The organism is Fontibacter flavus, assembly GCF_042432905.1.
GTDB lineage: Bacteria > Bacteroidota > Bacteroidia > Cytophagales > Cyclobacteriaceae > Fontibacter > Fontibacter flavus.
In genome coordinates, this window is the sequence record NZ_JBHLWI010000007.1 from 90,157 (window position 1) to 112,579 (window position 22,423).

Annotated in this window: 23 protein-coding genes; 16 read left to right on the forward strand and 7 right to left on the reverse strand. The window is 38.3% G+C overall.

The features are described from left to right. Positions 1 to 35: 35 nt before the first annotated feature. Together pfkA and ACFFIP_RS03890 are read left to right on the forward strand one after the other, a co-directional pair. Entirely contained in the window at positions 36 to 1,010 is a 975-nt protein-coding gene (gene pfkA / locus ACFFIP_RS03885) for a 6-phosphofructokinase (RefSeq protein ID WP_382386251.1), read from the forward strand. Positions 1,011 to 1,065: 55 nt separating this feature from the next. Then, on the forward strand, positions 1,066 to 1,383 hold the full coding sequence (locus tag ACFFIP_RS03890; RefSeq protein ID WP_382386252.1) for a hypothetical protein: 318 nt from the start codon (positions 1,066 to 1,068) through the stop codon (positions 1,381 to 1,383). A 1-nt stretch (position 1,384) separates the two neighbouring features. Here the strand turns inward: ACFFIP_RS03890 and miaA are convergent, their stop codons facing one another. Continuing rightward, the gene (gene miaA, locus ACFFIP_RS03895) at positions 1,385 to 2,317 is read right to left on the reverse strand and encodes a tRNA (adenosine(37)-N6)-dimethylallyltransferase MiaA (protein WP_382386253.1); all 933 of its coding nucleotides are present in this window, start codon (positions 2,315 to 2,317) and stop codon (positions 1,385 to 1,387) included. A gap of 40 nt (positions 2,318 to 2,357) precedes the next feature. Here miaA and ACFFIP_RS03900 point away from each other — a divergent pair, with 40 nt between their 5' ends. The 5 genes from ACFFIP_RS03900 to ACFFIP_RS03920 are packed head-to-tail and all read left to right on the forward strand — an operon-like array spanning position 2,358 to position 6,117. After that, entirely contained in the window at positions 2,358 to 3,125 is a 768-nt protein-coding gene (locus tag ACFFIP_RS03900) for an Hpt domain-containing response regulator (RefSeq protein WP_382386254.1), read from the forward strand. Further along, on the forward strand, positions 3,122 to 3,502 hold the full coding sequence (locus ACFFIP_RS03905) for a response regulator (RefSeq protein ID WP_382386255.1): 381 nt from the start codon (positions 3,122 to 3,124) through the stop codon (positions 3,500 to 3,502). The genes ACFFIP_RS03900 and ACFFIP_RS03905 overlap by 4 nt, the downstream gene beginning before the upstream one ends. A 10-nt stretch (positions 3,503 to 3,512) precedes the next feature. Continuing rightward, positions 3,513 to 3,791, forward strand: a complete 279-nt coding sequence (locus ACFFIP_RS03910; RefSeq protein WP_382386256.1) for a hypothetical protein — start codon at positions 3,513 to 3,515, stop codon at positions 3,789 to 3,791. Then, on the forward strand, positions 3,788 to 4,552 hold the full coding sequence (locus ACFFIP_RS03915) for an MBL fold metallo-hydrolase (RefSeq protein ID WP_382386257.1): 765 nt from the start codon (positions 3,788 to 3,790) through the stop codon (positions 4,550 to 4,552). The genes ACFFIP_RS03910 and ACFFIP_RS03915 overlap by 4 nt, the downstream gene beginning before the upstream one ends. Beyond that, complete coding sequence (locus ACFFIP_RS03920) at positions 4,552 to 6,117, forward strand: NFACT RNA binding domain-containing protein (protein WP_382386258.1); 1,566 nt, start codon at positions 4,552 to 4,554, stop codon at positions 6,115 to 6,117. The genes ACFFIP_RS03915 and ACFFIP_RS03920 overlap by 1 nt, the downstream gene beginning before the upstream one ends. Positions 6,118 to 6,175: 58 nt before the next feature. Here ACFFIP_RS03920 and pyk read toward each other — a convergent pair whose 3' ends face one another. Further along, the gene (gene pyk, locus ACFFIP_RS03925; protein ID WP_382386259.1) at positions 6,176 to 7,606 is read right to left on the reverse strand and encodes a pyruvate kinase; all 1,431 of its coding nucleotides are present in this window, start codon (positions 7,604 to 7,606) and stop codon (positions 6,176 to 6,178) included. Between the two features lie 13 nt (positions 7,607 to 7,619). After that, positions 7,620 to 8,048, reverse strand: a complete 429-nt coding sequence (locus tag ACFFIP_RS03930; RefSeq protein ID WP_382386260.1) for an IPExxxVDY family protein — start codon at positions 8,046 to 8,048, stop codon at positions 7,620 to 7,622. A 153-nt stretch (positions 8,049 to 8,201) separates the two neighbouring features. Here ACFFIP_RS03930 and ACFFIP_RS03935 point away from each other — a divergent pair, with 153 nt between their 5' ends. Genes ACFFIP_RS03935 through ACFFIP_RS03955 form a run of 5 tightly spaced genes read left to right on the forward strand, consistent with a single transcriptional unit; the run spans position 8,202 to position 13,513 of the window. After that, on the forward strand, positions 8,202 to 8,438 hold the full coding sequence (locus ACFFIP_RS03935; RefSeq protein WP_008629501.1) for an acyl carrier protein: 237 nt from the start codon (positions 8,202 to 8,204) through the stop codon (positions 8,436 to 8,438). Positions 8,439 to 8,459: 21 nt separating this feature from the next. After that, on the forward strand, positions 8,460 to 9,713 hold the full coding sequence (gene fabF / locus ACFFIP_RS03940) for a beta-ketoacyl-ACP synthase II (RefSeq protein ID WP_382386261.1): 1,254 nt from the start codon (positions 8,460 to 8,462) through the stop codon (positions 9,711 to 9,713). A gap of 2 nt (positions 9,714 to 9,715) precedes the next feature. Continuing rightward, entirely contained in the window at positions 9,716 to 10,456 is a 741-nt protein-coding gene (gene rnc, locus ACFFIP_RS03945) for a ribonuclease III (protein WP_382386262.1), read from the forward strand. Positions 10,457 to 10,501: 45 nt separating this feature from the next. Beyond that, positions 10,502 to 12,349, forward strand: a complete 1,848-nt coding sequence (nadE, locus tag ACFFIP_RS03950; RefSeq protein ID WP_382386263.1) for an NAD(+) synthase — start codon at positions 10,502 to 10,504, stop codon at positions 12,347 to 12,349. A gap of 42 nt (positions 12,350 to 12,391) precedes the next feature. Continuing rightward, the gene (locus ACFFIP_RS03955; protein ID WP_382386264.1) at positions 12,392 to 13,513 is read left to right on the forward strand and encodes a prolipoprotein diacylglyceryl transferase; all 1,122 of its coding nucleotides are present in this window, start codon (positions 12,392 to 12,394) and stop codon (positions 13,511 to 13,513) included. Here the strand turns inward: ACFFIP_RS03955 and yidD are convergent. Further along, positions 13,495 to 13,734 carry a membrane protein insertion efficiency factor YidD gene (gene yidD, locus ACFFIP_RS03960; protein WP_382386265.1) on the reverse strand — a complete coding sequence of 80 codons (240 nt, stop codon included), beginning with the start codon at positions 13,732 to 13,734 and terminating at the stop codon, positions 13,495 to 13,497. The genes ACFFIP_RS03955 and yidD overlap by 19 nt on opposite strands. Before the next feature lie 56 nt (positions 13,735 to 13,790). Here yidD and ACFFIP_RS03965 point away from each other — a divergent pair, with 56 nt between their 5' ends. From ACFFIP_RS03965 to ACFFIP_RS03980, 4 genes are all read left to right on the forward strand, one after another. Next, a complete protein-coding gene (locus tag ACFFIP_RS03965) occupies positions 13,791 to 15,242 on the forward strand; it encodes a BamA/TamA family outer membrane protein (RefSeq protein WP_382386266.1) in 1,452 nt (483 codons plus the stop codon). Positions 15,243 to 15,392: 150 nt separating this feature from the next. Continuing rightward, the gene (locus ACFFIP_RS03970) at positions 15,393 to 16,154 is read left to right on the forward strand and encodes a PorV/PorQ family protein (RefSeq protein WP_382386267.1); all 762 of its coding nucleotides are present in this window, start codon (positions 15,393 to 15,395) and stop codon (positions 16,152 to 16,154) included. Next, entirely contained in the window at positions 16,151 to 18,250 is a 2,100-nt protein-coding gene (locus ACFFIP_RS03975; protein WP_382386268.1) for a helix-hairpin-helix domain-containing protein, read from the forward strand. Before ACFFIP_RS03970 ends, ACFFIP_RS03975 begins: the two co-directional genes overlap by 4 nt. Before the next feature lie 66 nt (positions 18,251 to 18,316). Then, positions 18,317 to 20,788, forward strand: coding sequence for a zinc-dependent metalloprotease (locus ACFFIP_RS03980; RefSeq protein ID WP_382386269.1), 2,472 nt, complete (start codon positions 18,317 to 18,319; stop codon positions 20,786 to 20,788). Positions 20,789 to 20,822: 34 nt separating this feature from the next. On the opposite strand, the gene ACFFIP_RS03985 is transcribed toward ACFFIP_RS03980, so the two are convergent. The 3 genes from ACFFIP_RS03985 to ACFFIP_RS03995 are packed head-to-tail and all read right to left on the reverse strand — an operon-like array spanning position 20,823 to position 22,417. Then, positions 20,823 to 20,975, reverse strand: coding sequence for a DUF2256 domain-containing protein (locus tag ACFFIP_RS03985; protein ID WP_382386270.1), 153 nt, complete (start codon positions 20,973 to 20,975; stop codon positions 20,823 to 20,825). A 30-nt stretch (positions 20,976 to 21,005) separates the two neighbouring features. Continuing rightward, positions 21,006 to 21,347, reverse strand: coding sequence for a nucleotide pyrophosphohydrolase (locus ACFFIP_RS03990; RefSeq protein WP_382386271.1), 342 nt, complete (start codon positions 21,345 to 21,347; stop codon positions 21,006 to 21,008). Next, on the reverse strand, positions 21,344 to 22,417 hold the full coding sequence (locus tag ACFFIP_RS03995; RefSeq protein WP_382386272.1) for a mannose-1-phosphate guanylyltransferase: 1,074 nt from the start codon (positions 22,415 to 22,417) through the stop codon (positions 21,344 to 21,346). Before ACFFIP_RS03995 ends, ACFFIP_RS03990 begins: the two co-directional genes overlap by 4 nt. Between the last annotated feature and the right edge of the window lie 6 nt (positions 22,418 to 22,423).

Here is a 22,423-nt window from a genome sequence, read left to right on the forward strand (position 1 = left end):
TCAGTATTTTTGTCAGCAATTAAACCTATTAATCTATGAGAAAAATAGCAGTTTTTACTTCGGGAGGTGACGCTCCTGGAATGAACGCCTGTATAAGAGCCGTAGTCAGAACAGCGATTTTTAAAGGCATCGAGGTATATGGGATCAACTATGGTTATGATGGCATGATCAATGGCAATATCAAAAAAATGCAGTCCCATTCCGTCAGTAACATCATTCAAAGAGGCGGAACCATATTGAAGTCCGCAAGAAGTGAAGAGTTTCGTACAGTGGAGGGGAGGAAAAAAGCCTATGAACAACTAAAACTTCATGGCATAGAAGGCATCGTAGCAATTGGCGGGGACGGAACATTTAAAGGTGCTAAAGTTTTTTTTGAAGAGTACGGAATTCCTACAATTGGTTGTCCTGGCACCATTGATAATGATATTTATGGTACTGATTATACCATTGGATTTGATACTGCTGTCAATACAGCCTTAGAAGCCATTGATAAAATAAGAGATACGGCTGCTGCACATGACCGAATATTTTTCGTGGAAGTTATGGGAAGGGATTCTGGATACATAGCCTTAGAATGTGGCATCGGTGGCGGAGCGGAGTTTGTAATGATTCCTGAAACAAAAACAGATTTAAAAACTGTTGTCAAATCACTTAAAAACCTGAGAAAAACCAAATCTTCTTCGATTATTGTTGTGGCAGAAGGAGATGATGAGGGAAGTGCAGATTTTATCATGGAAAAAGTGAAAGAAAAAGTCAATGATCCGGACAAAGAGTTTAAGGTTACCACTTTAGGACATATTCAAAGAGGAGGAAACCCTACTGCAAGGGATCGGGTATTGGCTTCTCGTTGTGGTATGGCTGCTGTAGAAGGATTGTTGAAAGGAGAATCCAACTGTATGGCAGGAGTGGTTAATGGTGATATTCTTTACACGCCATTCGAAGACTGCATAGGCAAGACAAAACAACTGAAAGAAGATCATTTACGATTAATTGAAATATTGAGTATATAAAATGGGATTTATACCGATTATATTGACAATGTCTGCTGCCATATTTTTGTTTATTATGGCAGTCAATAACGCGATAAAAACTAAACTAAAGCAAATAATCGAACTCCAGGAAATCATGATAGCAGGAATGACCAAAATCAATCCTGCTATCTCATTATCTCCAAGAATTGATTCTTCAGTACTAGCAGGGATTGAAAAAGAATATCAACAAGTAAGGAGTAAGATTTCAGATGAAAACAAAGATATATTCAAAAACAACATTAAGTCTCCGTATTCCAATTTGAAATTGGTCATTTCCCAATACAATAAATTAATCAGAAAGAAGCCTTACAGTTTTGTGGCCAAATTAATGGGGCACCAAACAATCGCATAAATTAATTATTCTTCATTTTTTCAGTTATGAATCCGATGATTTCATTTTGGTTTTCGGGATGAAACCATTGAATTTCCGGATCTCTCCTGAACCATGTCAACTGCCTTTTCGCGTACCTTCTTGAATTTCTTTTCAAAAGACGTATCGCCTCATCCTTATCGTACTTTCCTTCTAGATAGCCAAATATTTCAGAATACCCAACAGTTTGCAAAGCGTTAAGATTCCTGTACGGGAACAAGTTTTCAGCTTCCTGAAACAATCCCTCATTGACCATTTGATCCATCCTTAGGTCAATCCGTTGGTACAATTCCTTCCTATCCCTTTCCAGCCCTATTTTGATAATCTCAAATGGTCTTTTTGTAATTTTCTTGACTCTAAAGGAAGAAAAAGACTTCCCAGTACCCTTACATACTTCTATACCCCTCATCAATCTTTGGGGATTCATCAAATCAACTTCTTGGTAATAAACCGGATCCAAGCGCATGAGTTCTTGTTGAAGATACCCTAGTCCCTTCTCCTGATAATCTAAAATCACTGACTCTCTTATTTTTGGATCAATTTCTGGTATTTCATCCATTCCATTGCAAACTGCATCTATATACATTCCAGAGCCACCGGTCATAACCACCACATCTCTGGTCAAAAACTGATCATTTAAGATCTTCAAAGCATCTTGTTCGAATTCTTTTACATCATATGGTTCAAATATTGACTTGTGATCAATCAAATGGTGTACAACCTGTTTGAGTTCTTCTGTGGTTGGTTTTGCCGTACCTATTTCAGTTTCCCGAAAGAACTGTCTGCTGTCGGCAGAAATGATTTCAGTATCAAAGCACTTTGCCAAATGAATACACAAGGAAGTCTTCCCCACTGCCGTAGGCCCAACTACTACAATCAAATATTTATTATTACCTTGACCCAAAATGTTTTTCAAATACTTTAGCTATAATTGACAAAATTATCAATAAAACCCGATGAAAAACAAAAAGATCCTGATCGCAGATGATAATGCTTTGAACAGAAGGGTTTTCCAGAACATCATTGGACAGGTCTACATTATCGATATTGCAGAAAATGGTTATGAGGTTCTTGAGAAAATCAAAAAAGAACATTTTGACCTGATTCTTTTAGATGTACAAATGCCTTTATTGGATGGTATCAACACCCTTAAAGCTATCAGAGACGAACGATTGAGCAACTCCCCTATTGTGGCTGTTTCAGCATTTGCCAGCTCTGAGGACAGGGATTTCTTTCTATCTGCAGGATTTGATGATTTTATCTCTAAACCCATAAGACCCAAACTGATGTTGGAAACCATACAGAAACTGATGGCACAAGCTTCAAAAAAAGAAACTGAAAATTCAACATCTAATTTTCCGGATCAGCTTCAGGTGGAGCAAACCCTCAATGAAGAAGTGGTTAAGAAACTCCTAAAATACAATAGTCCAGAAAATATTCGGGAGGTCTATGAAGATTTCATCCTTGAAACAGAAAGGCTTACCACAGAAATCAAACAATTGATTGAAAGTGGAAATTTCAAAGAAATTGGAGAAAAATTACATATTATAAAAGGAAATTCAGGTACTTTGGGAGCAATGGACCTTTATAATTTTTCCCAAGGATTTGAAAAAAACATAAAAAAAGGCAACTTTGAAAATGCTCCGCAAGAATATTTATCTTTGAAGCGCTTATTAGATAGATTTAAAATTACTTGTCAAACATCAGAATACCTTAATCCATGACGTCAGCCAAAAAAGTACTAGTAGCAGAAGACAGCTCAGTAATCATCAATTTGACCAAAAACGTATTGATGTTTGAAAAATATAAGATTACGGCCGTTAAAAATGGAAAACAGGTATTGGAAAAGCTTACAAATGAGGACTTTGACCTGATATTGATGGATATCAATATGCCTGAAATGGATGGTATAGAATGTACCAAGGCCATTAGAAGACTCGAAGATCCTCAAAAAGCAAATATCCCAATTGTGGCCATCACAGGAAATTATAAAAATTACACCTTGGATGATTTTAAGAAGTCAGGATTGAATGATTATGTTCAGAAACCTTTGGATTATGACCTGCTTTTGGCCACTGTAAAAAAATACCTGTCCCAATAATTTTTAAAAAATGAGTATTAAGTACACCAAAAACTTCTTAGACAAGCTGGAAAACATTTTCGCTGCTTCGGAGTATATTTTGAGGTACGAAAAAGGAAATTTCAAATCTGGATATTGCCTTTTAAAAGAAAATAAGATTGTCATTATTAACAAATATTATACCCTTGATGGTAAAATAAATGCCCTTATTGACATCATCAAAGAAATAGGATTTAATCCTCAGGATTTTGAAGATAAAAAAATCCAGGATTTATTAACTGAACTTCAGCAAACAGAATTAAAACTTTGAAAGTAACATTTCTAGGAACAGGAACCTCACAGGGAGTACCCGTAATCGGCTGCGACTGTCCTGTATGTAGTTCTTTGGATTTTAGGGATAAGAGAACTCGTTGCGCCGTACATATTGAGGTAGAAGGAAAAAGTATAGTGATCGACACCGGTCCTGATTTCAGAACCCAAATGCTTCGTGAAAGAATTACCAAATTGGATGCAGTGATCTTCACCCATGAACATAAAGACCATACGGCAGGGTTGGATGACATTAGGCCTTTTAATTTTTCACAAAAAAAGGACATGCCTATTTATGGGTCTAAAAAAGTCTTAACCCAGATCAAAAGAGAATTTTCTTACATTTTCGAAGAAGTCAAATACCCTGGAGTACCTTCTGTAATCCCTTACGAAATTTCAAATGATCCTTTCACTGCAGAAGATGTTCCGATCATTCCGATACAAGTGCTTCACTACAGACTTCCTGTATTTGGTTTTAGACTGAAGGATTTCACCTATATTACAGATGCCAAGTACATTGACCAAAAAGAAATTGAAAAAATAAAAGGTAGCAAAGTACTGGTATTAAACGCATTACAAAAAGACCACCATATTTCTCATTTGACTTTAGAGGAGGCAATAGAACTGGTAAATATTATAAAGCCTGAAAGGGCCTATTTTACTCATGCCAGCCATAAACTAGGTACACACCATGAAATCGAGTCTCAGCTTCCCCCAAATATCCGTCTTGCTTTTGATGGCCTGAAGATACAGATAGACTGATGCATCTTAATTACCACTTTCTCAAATTTCTGTGCCTTGAGCTTTCCTATCGATTGCAAGGCTTCCAGATTATTGAATGCTTCTCCCAAAACAAAGATGAATTGGTGATAGCCTGTGCTGATGCATCCGAGCAGTTATATATCAGGGCCAATCTGCTACCGGTGATTTCCTGCCTTTCATTTCCGAATGAATTCAAGCGCGGGAAAAGAAATACCATTTCACTTTTTCCGGAGCTAATAGGTCAAACCATCATTCAAGTACAAACTTTCTCTTTTGAAAGAGCTTTCAAAATACAATTGAATTCAGGTGATTGCATAGTGTTCAAACTGCATGGTACCCGGAGCAATGTACTCTACTATCCTGCAGGAGAACCATACCCAACCCTTCTCTTCAGAAATGAATTAAGGGAAGATAAAAACCTGCATATCGATCACATCGGGATAAGCTTGGACCTAAGTTTTGAGAATTTCAAGAAGCTAGAAGGAAATGCATCTAAATTTCTTCCCACATTAGGTAAAATACCTAGAGAGTGGCTAAAATCTAATGGGTACCTAGAATCAGATCTCCAACAAAAATGGTCACTGATTCAAGAAGTTTCAGACCTTTTGGAAAGCCCTCATTACGCTATCTTCAAAGAAAACAATGATTTTTTCTTGACGCTATTACCAATTGAGCACTCCATTTTTGACACTAACGATCCAATTGCCGCCTGTAATGAACTTTTCAGATATAAAGTTGTCATTCAGGCCTTTGAAAAAGAAAAAAGCCATTGGTTGAAGATTTTCGAAGAGCAGAAAAAAAGAACGCTGTCCTATATTCAGAAAACCAGCCAAAAACTACAATCGCTTGAAACAGAAGCAGCCCCTTCTCAGATTGCAGATGTGATCATGGCCAATTTGCATCAAATTCCAAGCGGAGCTGAAGAAGTGAAATTATTAAATTTTTACACTCAAAAGGAAGAATCCATCAAATTAAAAAAAGGAATTACTCCTCAGAAACACGCCGAAAACCTATACAGGAAATCGAAAAACAGGAAAAAGGAGTTAGACCAGCTTTATCAGAATCTGGATGAAAAGGATAAATTACTCGAGCAGACTGAAAGTTGGATTCAGGAACTTCAGGAAATAAAAGATTTTAGAAGTCTTAAAGATTTCATAAAATCCAAACAACTGGTCTCCAAACAAAAAGAAAAAGACCAGCAGATTCCGTACAAAAGATTTGAAGTAGAAGGCTTCGAATTATTGGTGGGGAAATCAGCCAAAGCCAATGATGAGCTTTTAAGATATTTTGCATGGAAAGAAGATTTATGGTTACATGCAAAAGGGGTCTCCGGCTCACATGTTATCATCAAGTACCGGTCAGCTCTCACCTATCCCAAAACCGTGATAGAAAGGGCAGCAGAATTGGCCGCCTATTATTCCAAACTCAAAAATGAAAGTTTGGCACCAATTATTTATACACCTGTAAAATATGTCAGAAAAGTCAAGGGTTCAGCTGCCGGGTCTGTAATGGTCGACAAAGAAAAGGTATTGATGGTTCAGCCAAAAGGTCCTTCAGAGGAATAAAAAAAAAGCTATCCAATCTTAATTGGATAGCTTTTTTAAATATATTCTTACTCTTCTCTTATTCCACTACGTGTATCTTCAGCATATTGGTGTGACCTTTTGCTTTCAAAGGCATACTTGCTGTATTGATGATAATATCACCTTCTTTTACAAATCCGTCTTTTTTCAACTGATCCTGAATATCCATGAAGGTAGCGTCTGTGGAGATATTACTTTCATAATGGTATGACCTAACCCCCCAAACCAAACTCATTTGGGTCATTAATTTTCTGTTTCTAGTAAACAACAACAAATTGGCCAGCGGTCTGAAAGAAGCCAATCTCAAGGCAGTATTACCAGAAGAAGTAATTCCTACCAATGCTTTGGCTTTTACATTTCTGGAAAGCCTTGCCGCCATCAAAGTGAGGTTTTTACTGTAGAAATTGGCATCATCTTCAGGTATCTTATACAAATGATGGAAAACATCATGGTTGTTTTCAATATAATTGATAATGCTGCTCATCGCCTTTACCGCATTAACTGGGAACTGGCCTGATGCAGTTTCTGCAGATAACATTACCGCGTCAGCGCCATCAAGTACTGCGGTAGCGACGTCATTGGTCTCAGCACGTGTTGGTCGTGGATGAGTGGTCATACTCTCCAGCATTTGGGTTGCTATGATAACAGGCTTACAGGCCAATTTACATTTATTCACCATCTGCTTTTGCCAAAGCGGAACGGTTTCCATAGGAACCTCAACCCCTAAATCACCTCTTGCCACCATGATGGCATCTGTCGCCTCTATGATGGCATCAATGTTCTTAAGTGCTTCAGGCTTTTCGATTTTGGCAACAATTTTACAGTCTTTGCCTGACTTTTTGATTCTTTCTCTGAGATCTTTGATATCATCGGCAGTACGCACAAACGACAAAGCAATCCAATCTACATCCTGTTCTAAACCAAACTCAAGGTCTTTCAGGTCCTTTTCAGTTAAAGATGGTGCTGAAACTTTCGTATTGGGAAGATTGATACCTTTTCTTGACTTCAATACTCCACCATGAATCACGACGCATCTGACATTTTTACCATCAGTATTATTTACTGCCAACTCAATATTTCCATCATCGATCAAAATCCTATCACCAGACTTAACATCATTGGGAAGGTTTTTATATACTGTACTCACTAATTCAGCATTTCCGACAACCGGTTCATTTGTAATGGTGATTTTTTGACCTGGTTTGATCATAACTCCACCATCTTCCATTTCTCCAACCCGGATTTTCGGACCCTGTAAATCTTGAAGGATTCCGATATTCCAACCATTGTCTTTGTTGATTTTTCGGATCATTTGGATTACTTCGGCATGTCCTTCATGATTTCCATGCGAAAAATTTAATCTAAACACATTAGCCCCTGCATTTGCCAAACTTCTTAGAATGTCGATATTGTTGGAAGCAGGTCCAATTGTGGCTAAAATTTTTGTCTTGTTGTAAAGTGCAATACTCATTGATTAATTGGGATTAATAGGTTAGTAGATTATCTTTTGATTTCAGTTTATTCACATCAAGTTTAACTACATTTTGAATGTATCTTACCTGACTTAGCTGCTCAATATACGCATTAATATTCAATTCGAACGTGTGGTCCTGAACCAACAGAAAATAGTCCATAAACCTCAATTCGGGCACAAGATACAGTGCATTAACACCATCTGAAAAAGATCTGTTTTTGAGTAACTGAGTATAACCATGATCTTTTTGATCCATATATTGGGATATTTTCAAGAGCGGCTGATTAACGAATTCCAATTCAAAGTCATTCGCTTTTATCAGGTGAATTCCTAATGTATGATTGAGCAGCCAGGCCATTTTATAGTCCTTTACAGGAGCTACCAAACCCAGTAAATCAAAATCATATTGATGCTCAATTAATAGCCTTGTTTTCTTCATTAAGGTGATGAAGTAATAAAAAACAAAGTTAGAAATATTCCTCCAAAGTCAACCCCCTATGAGAATTACTTGAATTTAGTTAAGACATTTTTTTGGCAATAAGGCATTAAATATATTTCTTTGCGGAGTGTTTAAATTTAAACTGATCAAAAAATGTCTGAAATTGCACAAAAAGTAAAAGCCATTATCGTTGATAAGTTGGGCGTTGAAGAATCTGAAGTTACTCCTGAGGCTAGCTTCACTAATGATCTTGGTGCTGACTCTCTGGATACAGTAGAGCTCATCATGGAATTCGAAAAAGAATTCAATATCTCTATTCCGGATGATCAAGCTGAGCAAATTGGCACTGTTGGTCAGGCTATCAGCTATCTGGAAGCAAACGTTAAATAAATAATCACTTAAAATTCATTTATGAATTTAAGAAGAGTTGTAGTAACAGGTTTAGGTGCCCTCACACCAATTGGTAATACCGTCGAAGATTTCTGGAATGGTCTTTCAAATGGTGTGAGCGGTGCTGCGCCTATTACTAGATTCGATGCTTCACTTTTCAAAACCCAATTTGCCTGTGAGGTAAAAGGTCTTGATATTGACCAGTTCATTGAAAGAAAAGAAGCCAGAAAAATGGACCTTTTCACACAAATGGGCTTGATAGCAGCCGATCAGGCTATAATAGACTCTGGTCTTGATCTTGAAAAATCCAATCTAAATAGAATAGGCGTCATCATGGGTTCTGGAATTGGAGGTTTACGCTCTTTCCAGGACGAGGTTACCGAATTTGCAAAAGGTGACGGTACACCAAGATTCAATCCTTTCTTTATTCCGAAAATGATCGCTGATATCTGTGCTGGATTTATTTCCATCAAGTACGGATTCAGAGGCCCAAATTTTGTAACAGTTTCTGCTTGTGCTTCTGGCACAAACGCTATTATTGATGCATTTAATTACATCAGATTAGGTAAAGCGGATGTTTTTGTAACAGGAGGAACAGAAGCGACGATCACAGAATCGGGGGTTGGAGGGTTTAATGCCCTTAAAGCACTTTCTCAAAGAAATGATTCTCCCCAGACTGCTTCCAGGCCATTTGACAAAGACAGAGATGGCTTTGTATTAGGAGAAGGGGCAGGCTGTCTCATATTAGAAGATTATGAGCATGCAAAAGCCAGGGGAGCCAAAATCTATGCAGAAATGGTAGGTGGTGGAATGTCCGCTGATGCTTACCATCTGACAGCTCCTCACCCTGACGGTGAAGGTGCCAAAAATGTAATGCTCAATGCTATTGAAGACGCTGGTATGAGTCCTGAAGATATTGACTATGTCAATGTTCACGGAACTTCCACCCCATTGGGCGATGTAAGCGAAATCAAAGCCATCCAGAAGGTATTTGGAGAGCACGCATACAATATGAATATCAGCAGTACCAAATCGATGACTGGACACCTTTTGGGCGCCGCAGGTGCCATAGAGGCTATAGCATCCATACTGGCTATTAACAATGGCTTAGTTCCTCCGACCATAAACCACTTTACTGACGACGAGGAATTTGATAGCAGATTAAACCTGACTTTCAATACTGCGCAAAAAAGAGAAATCAGGGCAGCATTAAGTAATACTTTTGGATTTGGCGGGCACAATGCCTCCGTCATTTTCAAAAAAATCAGCGACTGAAATTGAAACTGTCCAGATTACTTAGATTACAGGCTGCGTTCTATAATCAACAAGAAAGAAGGCTTGCTGCCTCCATCAAACATATGGTGGGCAGCAAGCCTTTTAATTTATCCCTTTACAAACTGGCCATCAAACATTATTCGATGGCTGAAGAATCCATCAACGGCCTCAAGATTTCCAATGAAAGACTGGAATACTTGGGAGATGCCATTCTAGGCGCTGTGGTGGCTGAATTCCTTTTTATCAAATTCCCCTATAGAGATGAGGGTTTCTTGACTGAAACACGTTCCAGAATGGTGAATAGGGAAACGCTCAATCAGATAGCCGTCAAAATCGGACTTTCTAAAATCATCGAAAACGAATACAAGGGGAAAAACCTAAGTGCTCACAAATCCATATTTGGAGATACCTTAGAGGCGATGGTCGGTGCTGTTTATCTGGATAGAGGATATGAATTTTGTAAAAAATTCATTTTGAAGAGAATCATCATCCATTATGATGTTGATGGAATCATCACCACAACTTCCAACTTCAAAAGTAAAATCATTGAATGGTCTCAAAAAGAAAATAAAGAGGTTGACTTTAGGACTGTTTCAGTGACAGGCAACCAACGTTTCAAAGAATTCCATGTACAGCTTTTTGTGGAAGGGGAACTACTTTCGGAGGGAAAAGGGCAGACTAAAAAGAAAGCTGAGCAGGAAGCCTCTAAAAATGCCTGTGAAAAACTTAATATAGCGGTTTAGAACACTATCTTTGGGATTGGTGTTAAGTAGCTTTCGATTCCAACTATGTCATTACTCAATATTGCCTGTGCTACAGTCAACCAAACTCCACTTGACTGGACAGGTAACTTCAACCGCATCGTTGATGCTATTAAAGATGCACAGCGTCAACAAGTAGAACTACTTTGTTTTCCTGAATTGGCCATTACCGGATATGGCAGTGAGGATTTATACCTGAGTTATTGGTATCCCCAGAAAGCCATCAATCAGCTGGCAAATCTCCTCCCCTTTTGCAATGATATCACTGTTGCTGTCGGTGTACCGGTCAGGATACAGGAAAAAGTTTATAACTGCATGGCTGTGATTGAGGACCAAAAGCTAAAAGCCCTTGTAGCTAAGCAATTTATGGCCATTGACGGAGTCCATTATGAATTCAGATGGTTTACACCCTGGGAGCACGGCAAAGTAATTAGCTACTCTTTAGTGGATGAAGAAGTCCCTTTGGGGGATATCATTTTTGAAAAGAATGGAGTAAAATATGGCTTTGAAATCTGTGAAGATGCCTGGCGTGGAAAAGACAGGCCAGGTTATAGACTTAAAGACCGAAAGGTAGATGTAATCTTCAATCCGAGTGCGAGCCATTTTGCTATGGGCAAAAGCATTCAGCGGGAGGAATTGATGAAAGAAAGCTCAAAGCTTTTCAATGCTACCTACTTTTATGTCAATCTTTTGGGAAATGAAAGTGGAAAGATGATTTTCGACGGTGAAATATTGGTGGCACGGGAAGGGAAATTATTTTTGAAAAACCAACTACTTTCTTTTGAGGATTATCAAGTTAAAGCTTTCTCTTTTGATAAGGATAAAGAAATAAAACCCGAAATAGACAGTCTTCATGAAAAAAACCAGGAATTTGTCCAAGCTGCCTCTTTAGGACTTTTTGATTATTTCCGCAAAAGCAAAACAAAAGGTTTCGTACTTTCCCTGAGCGGAGGTGCCGATTCTTCCACTATAGCCATTTTAGTAGCAGAAATGGTCAAAAGGGGTATCAAGGAATTAGGTAAAGAACGTTTCCTGATAAAACTTGGGATTGATTATACCACCAAAACCAATCAGCCTGAAAGGGAAATTGTTGGGAAAATTTTCACTACAGCCTATCAGGCTTCCGAAAATTCATCTTTTAGCACCTTTCAAAGTGCCAAAGTACTTGCCGAAAGTATTGGCGCTGCATTTTTGAACTGGGAAATTTCTGACGAAGTCAAGTCCTATACAGAAAAAATTGAAAATGTTTTAGGTCGTAAATTAACCTGGAAGGAAGATGATTTGGCCCTTCAAAATATTCAGGCAAGGACTAGGTCTCCCATCATTTGGATGCTTGCCAATATCAAAAACGCATTATTGCTGAGCACATCAAACCGGAGCGAGGGAGATGTGGGTTATGCGACTATGGACGGTGACACCAGTGGTAGTATCTCGCCAATAGCTTCTGTGGACAAGCACTTTATCCGTCAGTGGCTTTTATGGGCTGAGAAGAATTTGGATTACCCGGGGTTAGCTAAGGTCAACAGTCTTTCCCCTACTGCAGAACTCCGGCCGACCGAAAACCTACAAACGGACGAATCTGATTTGATGCCGTATTCCCTAATTGTGGAAATAGAGAAACTCGCCATAAGAGACAGAAGATCCCCCATTGATATTTACCTGATTTTAAAAGAAGAGATTGAAATTGAACCAGACCTTCTGAAAACATATGTAAAGAAATTCTTCAGATTGTGGTCGAGAAACCAATGGAAGCGGGAAAGACTAGCCCCTTCTTTTCATTTGGATGAGTTTAGCGTAGACCCAAAAAGCTGGTGTAGATTCCCAATTCTCTCAGGAGGGTTTGAAGAAGAGTTAAAAGAGTTGGATACTTATTAAAAAACGGTAATTTCACAATCTCCGAGAACAAATTTTAGAAAAATGAACATAGAGTCAATTTTAAGTTATATCGTCTGGAGCCCAAATCCTTCGGTTTTTCCAGGTTTTGAAAGATTAAGATGGTACAGTTTACTATTTGCCTTGGGATTTATCATCTCACAGCAGATCATGTTTTACATTTATCGAAAAGAGGGACAGGATGAAAGGTTGGTTGATAAATTGACTATTTACATGGTATTGTCCACTATCATTGGAGCCCGATTAGGCCATGTCCTTTTCTACGAACCTGAAAAATACCTCAGTAATCCCATTGATATTTTGAAAGTTTGGGAAGGTGGTCTTGCCAGTCATGGTGCCGCCATCGCTATCCTGTTTGCGCTTTATCTCTATGCGAGAAAAATACCTACGCAAAGTTACCTTTGGGTGGTAGACAGGATTGTAATTGTAGTCGCCATGACGGGTGCACTTATAAGAGTGGGCAACCTAATGAATTCAGAAATTGGCGGAAAACCGACTGAATCAGACAGTGGCTTTGTATTTGCCAGAGATGCGGAAGAAATATTAGAAACCTTGAGGATACCAGTTGCATCTGTAGATGCTTACAAACCTCAAAACCGCGAGAACGAATTGACAGGAAATGGCATTGTTCCGGTAAATTTTGATATCAAAGTAGAAAAAGGAGGATACAGTGAGGCTGATTTAAAAACTGCCATAGAGACGGATGTCAAATACGTGCTGACAAGGTTTAGAAGTTCTCAAAAGTATTTGGCTGAAAGTCCTGAAACACCACTGAATTTTGATTTATATGATAATGGAGATCACTATTTGGTAACAGTCTACACTTTTGGTGTAGCACGATATCCTACTCAGATTTACGAAGCTCTTTCCTATCTGATAATCTTTATTTTCCTTTATTGGATATGGTTCAGGTATAAATCAAGATTACCTGATGGACTATTTCTTGGCTTATTCCTAGTCTCTGTATTTGGAATGAGATTTGTCTGGGAATATCTCAAAGAAAATCAGGTTGAATTTGAAGAAGGGCTTACCCTCAATATGGGACAATCTTTAAGTATCCCTTTGGTTATAGGGGGTATAGTTTTGATCATTTTAGCCTTAAAAAAGGGATTTAAACCTGCGGAAGATCATGGCACGGGATCGTGACCATGACCTCCCCATGGGTGACAACTGGCAATTCTTTTAATTCCTAACCAACCTCCTTTAAATACACCATGCTTAAGAATTGCCTCCTTGGTGTATTGACTGCAGGTAGGTGTATATCTGCAAGCTGAAGGAAATAAAGGAGATATTAAATACTGATAGACCAAAACGGGAAAAACCGCTATTTTACGAATGATTGTCTTCAATTTCCTGATCGTTTCCATGATAAAGCCAAAAGGGCTGTAAAAGTTCCTTACTTAACACCCAATCAACAAAAGACTTGAAAAGATTTTTTACATATTGCAACCTAAGCTACTTGCTATTCTGCGCAGTATTACTCCCTTCCTTTGCTTTTCCCCAAGCAGTTGATAGTACTGAACAAAGGCTTTCAACAGTTCCCGACAAAGTTGTGATCAATAATATTTTTATTATCGGGAATGAAAAGACAAAGAAAAATATCATCATGAGAGAAATCGATCTTCAGGAAGGTATTTATTACGAATGGGAAGATCTAATTTCTATCATTGAAGCAGACAAAAAGAAAATCTATAACCTGCAATTATTTAATTCGGTAGAAATAACCCCTTTATTGACAGGTACCGATCAGATCGAACTTTTGGTTTCCCTAACTGAACGTTGGTATATCATACCTAACATCATTCTGAACCTCGCAGATAGAAACTTAGCCGAATGGTGGACCAATCAAAACAGAGACCTTTCCAGGGTAAATTATGGAGGAAGATTGGTACATAATAATGTAGGTGGTAGAAATGAAAAATTAAGAATTGGGGGACAATTAGGCTTTACCAAGGTATTTGAAGTACTCTACAGCAAACCTTATATTGATAGAAAACAAAAGCACGGGCTTGCTGCCCAATTCACCTATTTTACCCAAAAAACTATCCCTGTTAAATCAGAATTCAACAGGCAGGTTTTTTACAGAAATGAAAATGAAGATGTGCTTAGAAAAAACACCGCTGCATTTTTAAGATATACTTTCAGGGGCAGTTATTATAATTTTCATTTCGTAACAGCAGGATATAACAAAACTTCTATCAATGAGGATGTTTTTACCCAAAACCCTGCTTATTTTCTTCATGGTACCAATAGTTTGGAGTATTTTCTTTTAGGATATTCTTACCGGCATGACAACCGTGACAATATAGCTTATGCAACTGATGGACAACTGCTGAATCTGGGACTTACCCGCTATGGAATCTTAGGATCAGATGACATAAAGGATACTGAATTCACTTTAAATGCAAACAAATACTTTAGATTTAGTGATAATTTTCACTTTGTATCAGGTCTTTCTTTCAATACTTTTTTTGGGCAACGACAGCCTTTCAGTTTGGTACGTGGCATTGGTTACAATCCTAATTTCATACGAGGCTATGAATTGAATGTCATTGAAGGCCAACAAGTATTGGTACATAAAAACAGCTTCAGATTTAAACTCTTTGATTGGGGAATAGATGTATCAGATTACATGCCCTTGGATGAATTTTCTTATTTGCCTTTCAAAGTTTACTTAAGCGCAAATTTTGACCATGGATATGTCAATGACAGAAACAAAATACCGGAAAACCTCAGGTTGACCAATCAATATTTATATGGGTATGGCCTGGGTCTTGACCTGGTGAGCCTCTATGACATGGTATTTCGCTTCGAATATTCGATCAACAGTAAGAATGAAGGTGCTTTTTTTATCAATGTAAAAGCTCCTTTTTAAGACTTCCCAACTTATTCGTTTATTATCCGATTAAAATTTCTTCTGCTCTCAGCTTTGAGCTAATTTTAAATTAGGTTCAAGTATTTTTTTATGCAGAAGGGTGTTTTCACATGTCTATTATTCTGGCATTTACAAATTTGTTTTGGTCAGATGGGGACTGAAACATTACCAAGAGGTGCCAGAAGTATTGGGCTTGGAAATGCACATGTCACCATGGGAGATGTTTGGAGTATATTCAACAATGTGGGGGGATTGAGTAGGGCGAAGAACTCCCAGGTGACATTTTCTTACGACCATAGACTTCAGCTTGATGAGTTAACCACCTTAGCTGCCGCTGCAGTGATTAAATCAAACCAATCAGCTATTGGAATCGGAGTTTCTTCATTTGGTTCTGAATATTTTTCACAGAACCAGATAGGCTTGGGGTTTTCAAACCAAATGGGAATTGCAAGTCTAGGTCTAAAAATCAATTATTTTCAGACAAGCATGGAAGGCTTTGGAACAGGTAGATCAGCAATCATTGAATTCGGAGGAATTGCCGAACTTACCCCTCAATTATTCTTTGGTGCACATATCTATAATCCAACAAGAGCAAAGTATGGGAAGAATTCACATGATTACCTGCCTACAGTAGTTAAAGCTGGAGTATCATTCAGACCTTCCGAAAAAGTAATGTTAAATGTAGAGGCTGAAAAAGATATTTTGCTGGACCCTCTTTTGAAAATAGGACTAGAATATAACATACTGAACAAAGTTTGGGCAAGGAGCGGTCTCATTACATTTACAAATCATCTATTTTTTGGATTTGGTTTCCAAAGTAGAAAGTTTCACTTTGATTATGCCACTACACAGCATCCCCAACTAGGTTATACCCATCATTTTTCCTGCAACTTTCTTTTTGGTCAGCGATGAAAAAAAGTTTCCTCATAGGCTATTTTTGTGTCGTTATTAGCATCCCCACTTTCTCCCAAATTTATAGAAAGGGAGAAATCGACATTGAGTCCTTCATTGAGAATATTTTTGGCATGCAGAAAACTGAGGATGAATATGAGGACTTATATGAAGGATTGCTTCAGGTATTTTTAAATCCAATCAATCTAAACAGGACTAGTCCAGAAGAGTTAAATTCGCTCTACCTCTTATCTCCAAGTCAGATTAATCATTTTTTTGAACATACTGAAAAATTCGGAAAACTGATATCTATCTATGAACTTCAAGCTATACCGGAATTTGACCTAGAGACAATTTATAAATTATTGCCATTTGTGGTTTTAGAGGAAAGCACCAAGACTGCAAGTTCCCTTTTAGAAAGGATTCAAACCGCTAAAGATGCCTATTTTCTATTCCGACACAGAAGGGTCTGGGAAACGAGAAGGGGGTTTACTCCACCGGACACACTGAACAATGGCCGTCTCACCAGTAGATATTTGGGAGATCCGAACAGCTTATACAGTAGGTTTAGAATTCAACAGACCAAGGACTTCAGTTTGGGATTCACTGTGGATAAGGATCCTGGTGAAGAATTGATCTGGGACCCAAATACCAAGAGGTATGGGTTTAATTTTTTATCCTATCATTTCATCCTTTACAATAAAGGCAAGTTTAAGACCATTTCCATTGGAGATTATCAATTACAATTTGGCCAAGGCTTGGTTTTCGGTGCAGGATTCAATGCTGGAAAAGGAGGAGAAACCATCACCACTGTCAGGAGAAGTAGTTTAGGCATCAGGCCATATACAGCTGCATTGGAATTCGGTTTTTTCAGAGGTATAGCCACAACAGTCCAAAGTGGCCCTTTCAAAGTTACCTTATTGGCTTCAAATGCTCCAAGAGATGGAAATATTCAAGTTCAGTTGGATTCTTTAGAACGTGAAGAAGCCATTATCACTTCTCTTCAAAGTAGCGGTCTGCATCGTACCCCAACTGAAATTGGTAATAAAAATCAATTAAGAGAAAAAAACATCGGTGGGAACATCCATTATGAAAACAGGAGAAAAGACTTTCAAATTGGATTCAACAGCCTCTTCAGCCAGTTTAGTAAACCTTTTATCCGAACAGAAAGGATTTATAATCAATTTGAATTTTATGGACAAGAGAACTATATCAATAGCCTATATTTTTCCTATAACTTTCAAAACTTCTATTTCTTTGGTGAATCAGCCATTTCCAAAAGTGGGGGTCAGGGTTCAGTCATAGGGATGATGAGCAGCCTCCACCCTAAATTGTCTCTTTCGGTGCTTTGGAGAAATTATGACAGGAATTTTCATAGCTTTTATGGGAATTCATTTGGAGAGGGTTCGAGACCTATCAATGAAAAAGGACTCTATCTGGGAATAAATTTTAAACCAAACCAAAAGTACAATTGGGCATTTTACTACGATTCATTTCAATTTCCATGGCTTAAGTTCAGAGTGTATGCCCCCTCCTCAGGTCATGAATGGCTGAGTAGATTTTCTTATTCTCCGTCACGAAAAACCTTGCTTTTTGTACAGGTTAGGGAAGAATCAAAAGCAAGAAATATCAGTGAATACCCTGGTTTTCAATCTCCTTATTTATTGGATCAGGGTAAGAGATGGAATTATGTTTTCAATCTTGATCATAGTCTGAATAAACATTGGAGCATCAAATCAAGGGTTACATCCAGTACTTTCAGGTTCAATGGTAGCAAAACTAGTGGCTTTGCCATTAGTCAGGACATCAATATGGATTATCAAAGATGGCGGCTGTCTTCCAGGTTCGTACTGTTTGACACAGATGATTTTGATAACCGACAATTCATCTATGAAAGGAATGTCCTTTGGTTATTTTCTATTCCTGCGCTCCATGGTCAGGGAATGCGCTATTACATTCTCGGTCAATTAAAAATCAATCAAAAGCTAAGTCTGTGGGCCAGGTATTCCAAAACCATTTATACTGACCGAGAAACAATCGGATCTGGACTGCAACAGATTGAGGGAAACCAAATAACGGAAACTACTTTTCAGCTCAGATATCAATTCAATCGATAAATTCCACTATCGGTTCACCATGCTTTAAATGATTTTAATAAATTGAAGGACCAAAACCACCGAAGCATGAAAAAACAATTATCACTCATTATCTTATTGTTTGGCACAATATCATTTCCTCTATTTGCCCAGACAATAGATAAGGGCAAATTATCCAAAAAAGAAGGTTTCTTCACCTTTTACCTCGACGAAGACAAAGGAAAAATTTATCTGGAAGTCGATAAAACTGATTTTGAGTTCCTTTATGTAAACTCTATGCCGGCAGGTGTAGGTTCAAATGACATTGGACTGGACAGAGGTCAGTTGGGCAGGACCCGAATTGTGGAATTCAGAAAAGCAGGTAACAAACTCCTGTTGGTTCATAAAAATTATGACTTCAGGGCTTACAGCGACAACCCTCTTGAAGTCAAAGCAGTAAAAGATGCTTTTGCTGAGTCGGTTATCTGGGGTTTCGAAATCAGTCAGACCGAAAATGAAAAATATTTGGTAGATGCCACTTCCTTCTATTTGCAGGATGCCCATATGGTGGCAGAAAAACTTGGAAATAGCCGTCAGGGAAGTTATAAAGTTGATTTAAGTAGATCGTCCATCTACTATCCCATGACTAAAAACTTCCCTAAAAACACAGAAGTTGAAGCGATTATAACTGTAACAGGAAATGCAACAGGAGGATACATCCGTTCAGTCACACCTTCTCCGGAGGCCATCACTGTAAGACAAAGACATTCTTTTATTGAGTTGCCAGATGATGGATACCAACCACGTGAATTTGATCCAAGGGCAGGATATTTCCACATCAGTTATATGGATTTCACCAGTCAAATCGGTGAACCAATGGTCAAAAAATTTATTTCCAGGCATCGTCTGGAAAAGAAAGATCCAAGTGCTGCAGTATCTGAGCCTGTAAAACCCATTGTATACTACTTAGACAGGGGAACTCCTGAGCCTGTTCGGACCGCCTTAATAGAAGGAGGTAACTGGTGGGCAGAGGCTTTCGAAGCAGCTGGCTTCAAAAACGCTTATAGGGTAGAGTTGGCACCTGAGGATATGGATCCTATGGATGTCAGGTACAATGTCATTCAATGGGTACACCGTTCAACCAGGGGTTGGTCTTATGGTTCTTCAGTAAGGGATCCTAGAACAGGAGAGATTATCAAGGGACATGTAACATTAGGTTCTCTCAGGGTAAGACAGGATTTCTTAATAGCACAAGGTTTATTGCAGCCTTTTGAAGATGGAAAACCTGAAAATCCTAAAATGTTGGAAATGGCTCTTGCACGCCTAAGACAACTTTCTGCGCATGAAATTGGCCACACGATAGGACTTGCCCACGCATATGCTTCTTCACCGACAAACAGAGCCTCTGTGATGGATTATCCTTATCCTGTTATTAAAATGGATGATAACGGAAACATAGATCTTTCAGATGCCTACGATAACAAAATTGGCGATTGGGATAAATGGGCAATTACTTATGGGTATGCCACCATCCCTGAAGGTGAAAATGAGAAAAAATATCTGAACAGAATCTTAGAAGATACTTACAGTGCAGGACATACATTTATTTCAGATGTTGATTCGAGGCATCCAAGTGGATCCCATCCACATGCCCATCTTTGGGATAATGGAGCCTCTGCAAGCCAGGAATTAACCAGATTGATGACAATAAGAAGAAATAAAATGAATTCTTTTGGCCTCAACAGTATTGAAGAAGGGCAACCGGAAGCCTTGATGGAAGAAGTATTTGTACCCTTGTATCTGATGCACAGATACCAAATAGAAGCAACTGCCAAAATTCTTGGCGGATTGGATTATACCTACAAAATAAAAGGAGACAATCAAAGAATCCAATCCAGACTTGATGCAACTGAACAAAACCGTGCCTTAAACAGCCTACTTAGTGCTATTCATCCAAAAGCACTAGCCGTTCCAGATCATGTTTTAGATAGGTTACCTCCAAGGCCAATGGGCTATTCGAGAAACAGGGAAACTTTTCCATCTAGAAATGGACTTAATTTTGACCCATTGTCACCAGCAGAAAATGTGGTCGATTTGGTTTTTGGATTCTTATTTGAGGCTGGAAGAGCTAATAGGTTACATCAACAGGCACTATTTGAAAGAAATTTACCCTCATTTACAAATGTTCTTGACAAAACTGTAGATGCTGTATTCGGTGAAAACTCAAATGAGACATATGAAGGTGAAATCAAACGAATGACGCAGTCAAAATTGGTTGACCATATGATCGCTTTGGCTAACCATCCACAAGCCTCTAGCTCTGTCAAAGCAGAAGTAAGAAGAAAATTGAAAGACTTCCTGTTTGACAATCCTTCCAGAAATGAATTTAGATCGAGAACATTGGCTTCTAACCCTTCAGGTCTGAAAAATACGCTCAAAAACAATTTTGACCAGTATCTGGCAGATAAAATCATTGCGTTTTTGGATTTGCCTGAGAAATTAAGCATCCCTGTAGAACTTTCTGTTCCAGAAGGTGCGCCAATCGGTTCTGAGGATTTATCCTGTGACTTTGACTATTAAAATAAAACCGGCGGTAATATAAACCGCCGGTTTTTTATTGACTTGTATTGCTCTTTTTCCTGCCCAATCCCCCACATTTATTCGAACAATACTTAACATTATCCCAATTCTTTTCCCACTTTTTCCGCCAAGTGAATGGTCTATTGCAAACAGGACAAATCTTTGTAGGTAAGTGCTCCTTTTTCATATTGGGAAAACAGGAAGCAGCATAAAAGGTTTATTTCAACTTTTCATTGTTCTGATGTCTTTCTCTATCCCTTATATTCTTCTTTTCAAAGTTTTTTTCAAGGGCAAGAGTCAAATCCACTCCTGTCTGATTGGCCAAGCAAATCAACACCCACAACACATCCGCCATTTCATCAGCAAGGTCCTTTCCTAAATCTGAATCCTTGAAAGACTGTTCCCCATATTTTCTGGCCATAATCCTTGCCAACTCCCCTACTTCTTCCATTAAAATAGCCGTATTAGTCAATTCATTAAAATACCTGACCCCTACAGTTTTGATCCACTGATCTACTAAATCCTGCGCTTCTTGGATAGTAATATCTTTAGTACTCATACAAAATCTTCTCCTTTTCCTTTGGCATCATTAACAAAAACCCTGAATTTTTTATCCCCGTCCAACTTGCAGATTAATAATACATTATCACTTTCTGTAATTAGGTAGTTATTCAATCCTTCTACCACTACCAATTTATCGGTATCTACTTTGATATAACAGTTTTCAGTGTCATATAACAAGGCATTGGCATCAAGCACATTGTTGAATTTGTCTTTAGGCTTGTTTTCATACAAGCTAGTCCAAGACCCTAAATCAGACCAACCAAAATCTCCCATTACCATGTATACCTCATCGGCCTTTTCCATGACGCCATAATCAATGGAAATATTTTTCACCAAAGAATAGGCTTTTTTGATAAAAGCTTCCTCTTTTTCCTTGTCGAAATATTGAATTCCCTCTTCAAATACCTCTGCCAACTCCGGCATATACTTTTCAAAAGCATGAATAATGCCTTTTGCTTTCCAGACGAACATTCCTGAATTCCAGACAAAGTCTCCGCTTTCCAAAAATGTTTTGGCCAACTTGCTATTGGGCTTTTCTGTAAAGGTTTTTACCTTCTTTACAGGATTACCAGGTTCGGAGATAAATTGAATGTAACCATAGCCTGTTTCTGGTCTATTGGGTTTTATACCAATGGTTATCAATTTTTGCCCATCTTCACTTGCTTCCAGAGCAATATCTATTTTCTCATGAAACTTTTCTTCCTGAAGGATCAAATGGTCTGCAGGAGTCACAACAATTTTTGCTTCCGGGTCAATCTGGGCTATTTTATAGCAGGCGTAGGCAACACAGGTAGCAGTGTTTCTCCTTAAGGGTTCAGACAATATCTGCTTTTCAGGAATATCCGGAAGCTGCTCTTTTACAAGGTCAAAGTATTTTTGGTTGGTTACCACATAAAACAAGCTTTTGTCAGAAAGTTTGATAAACCTGTCATACGTCATCTGCAACAGGGTTCTCCCAGTCCCTAATACATCCAGAAATTGTTTGGGCCTTATATTCCTACTGTATGGCCAAAACCGGGTACCAAGCCCCCCTGCCATGATCACGATATAAGGTTTTTTCTTCATCTACCT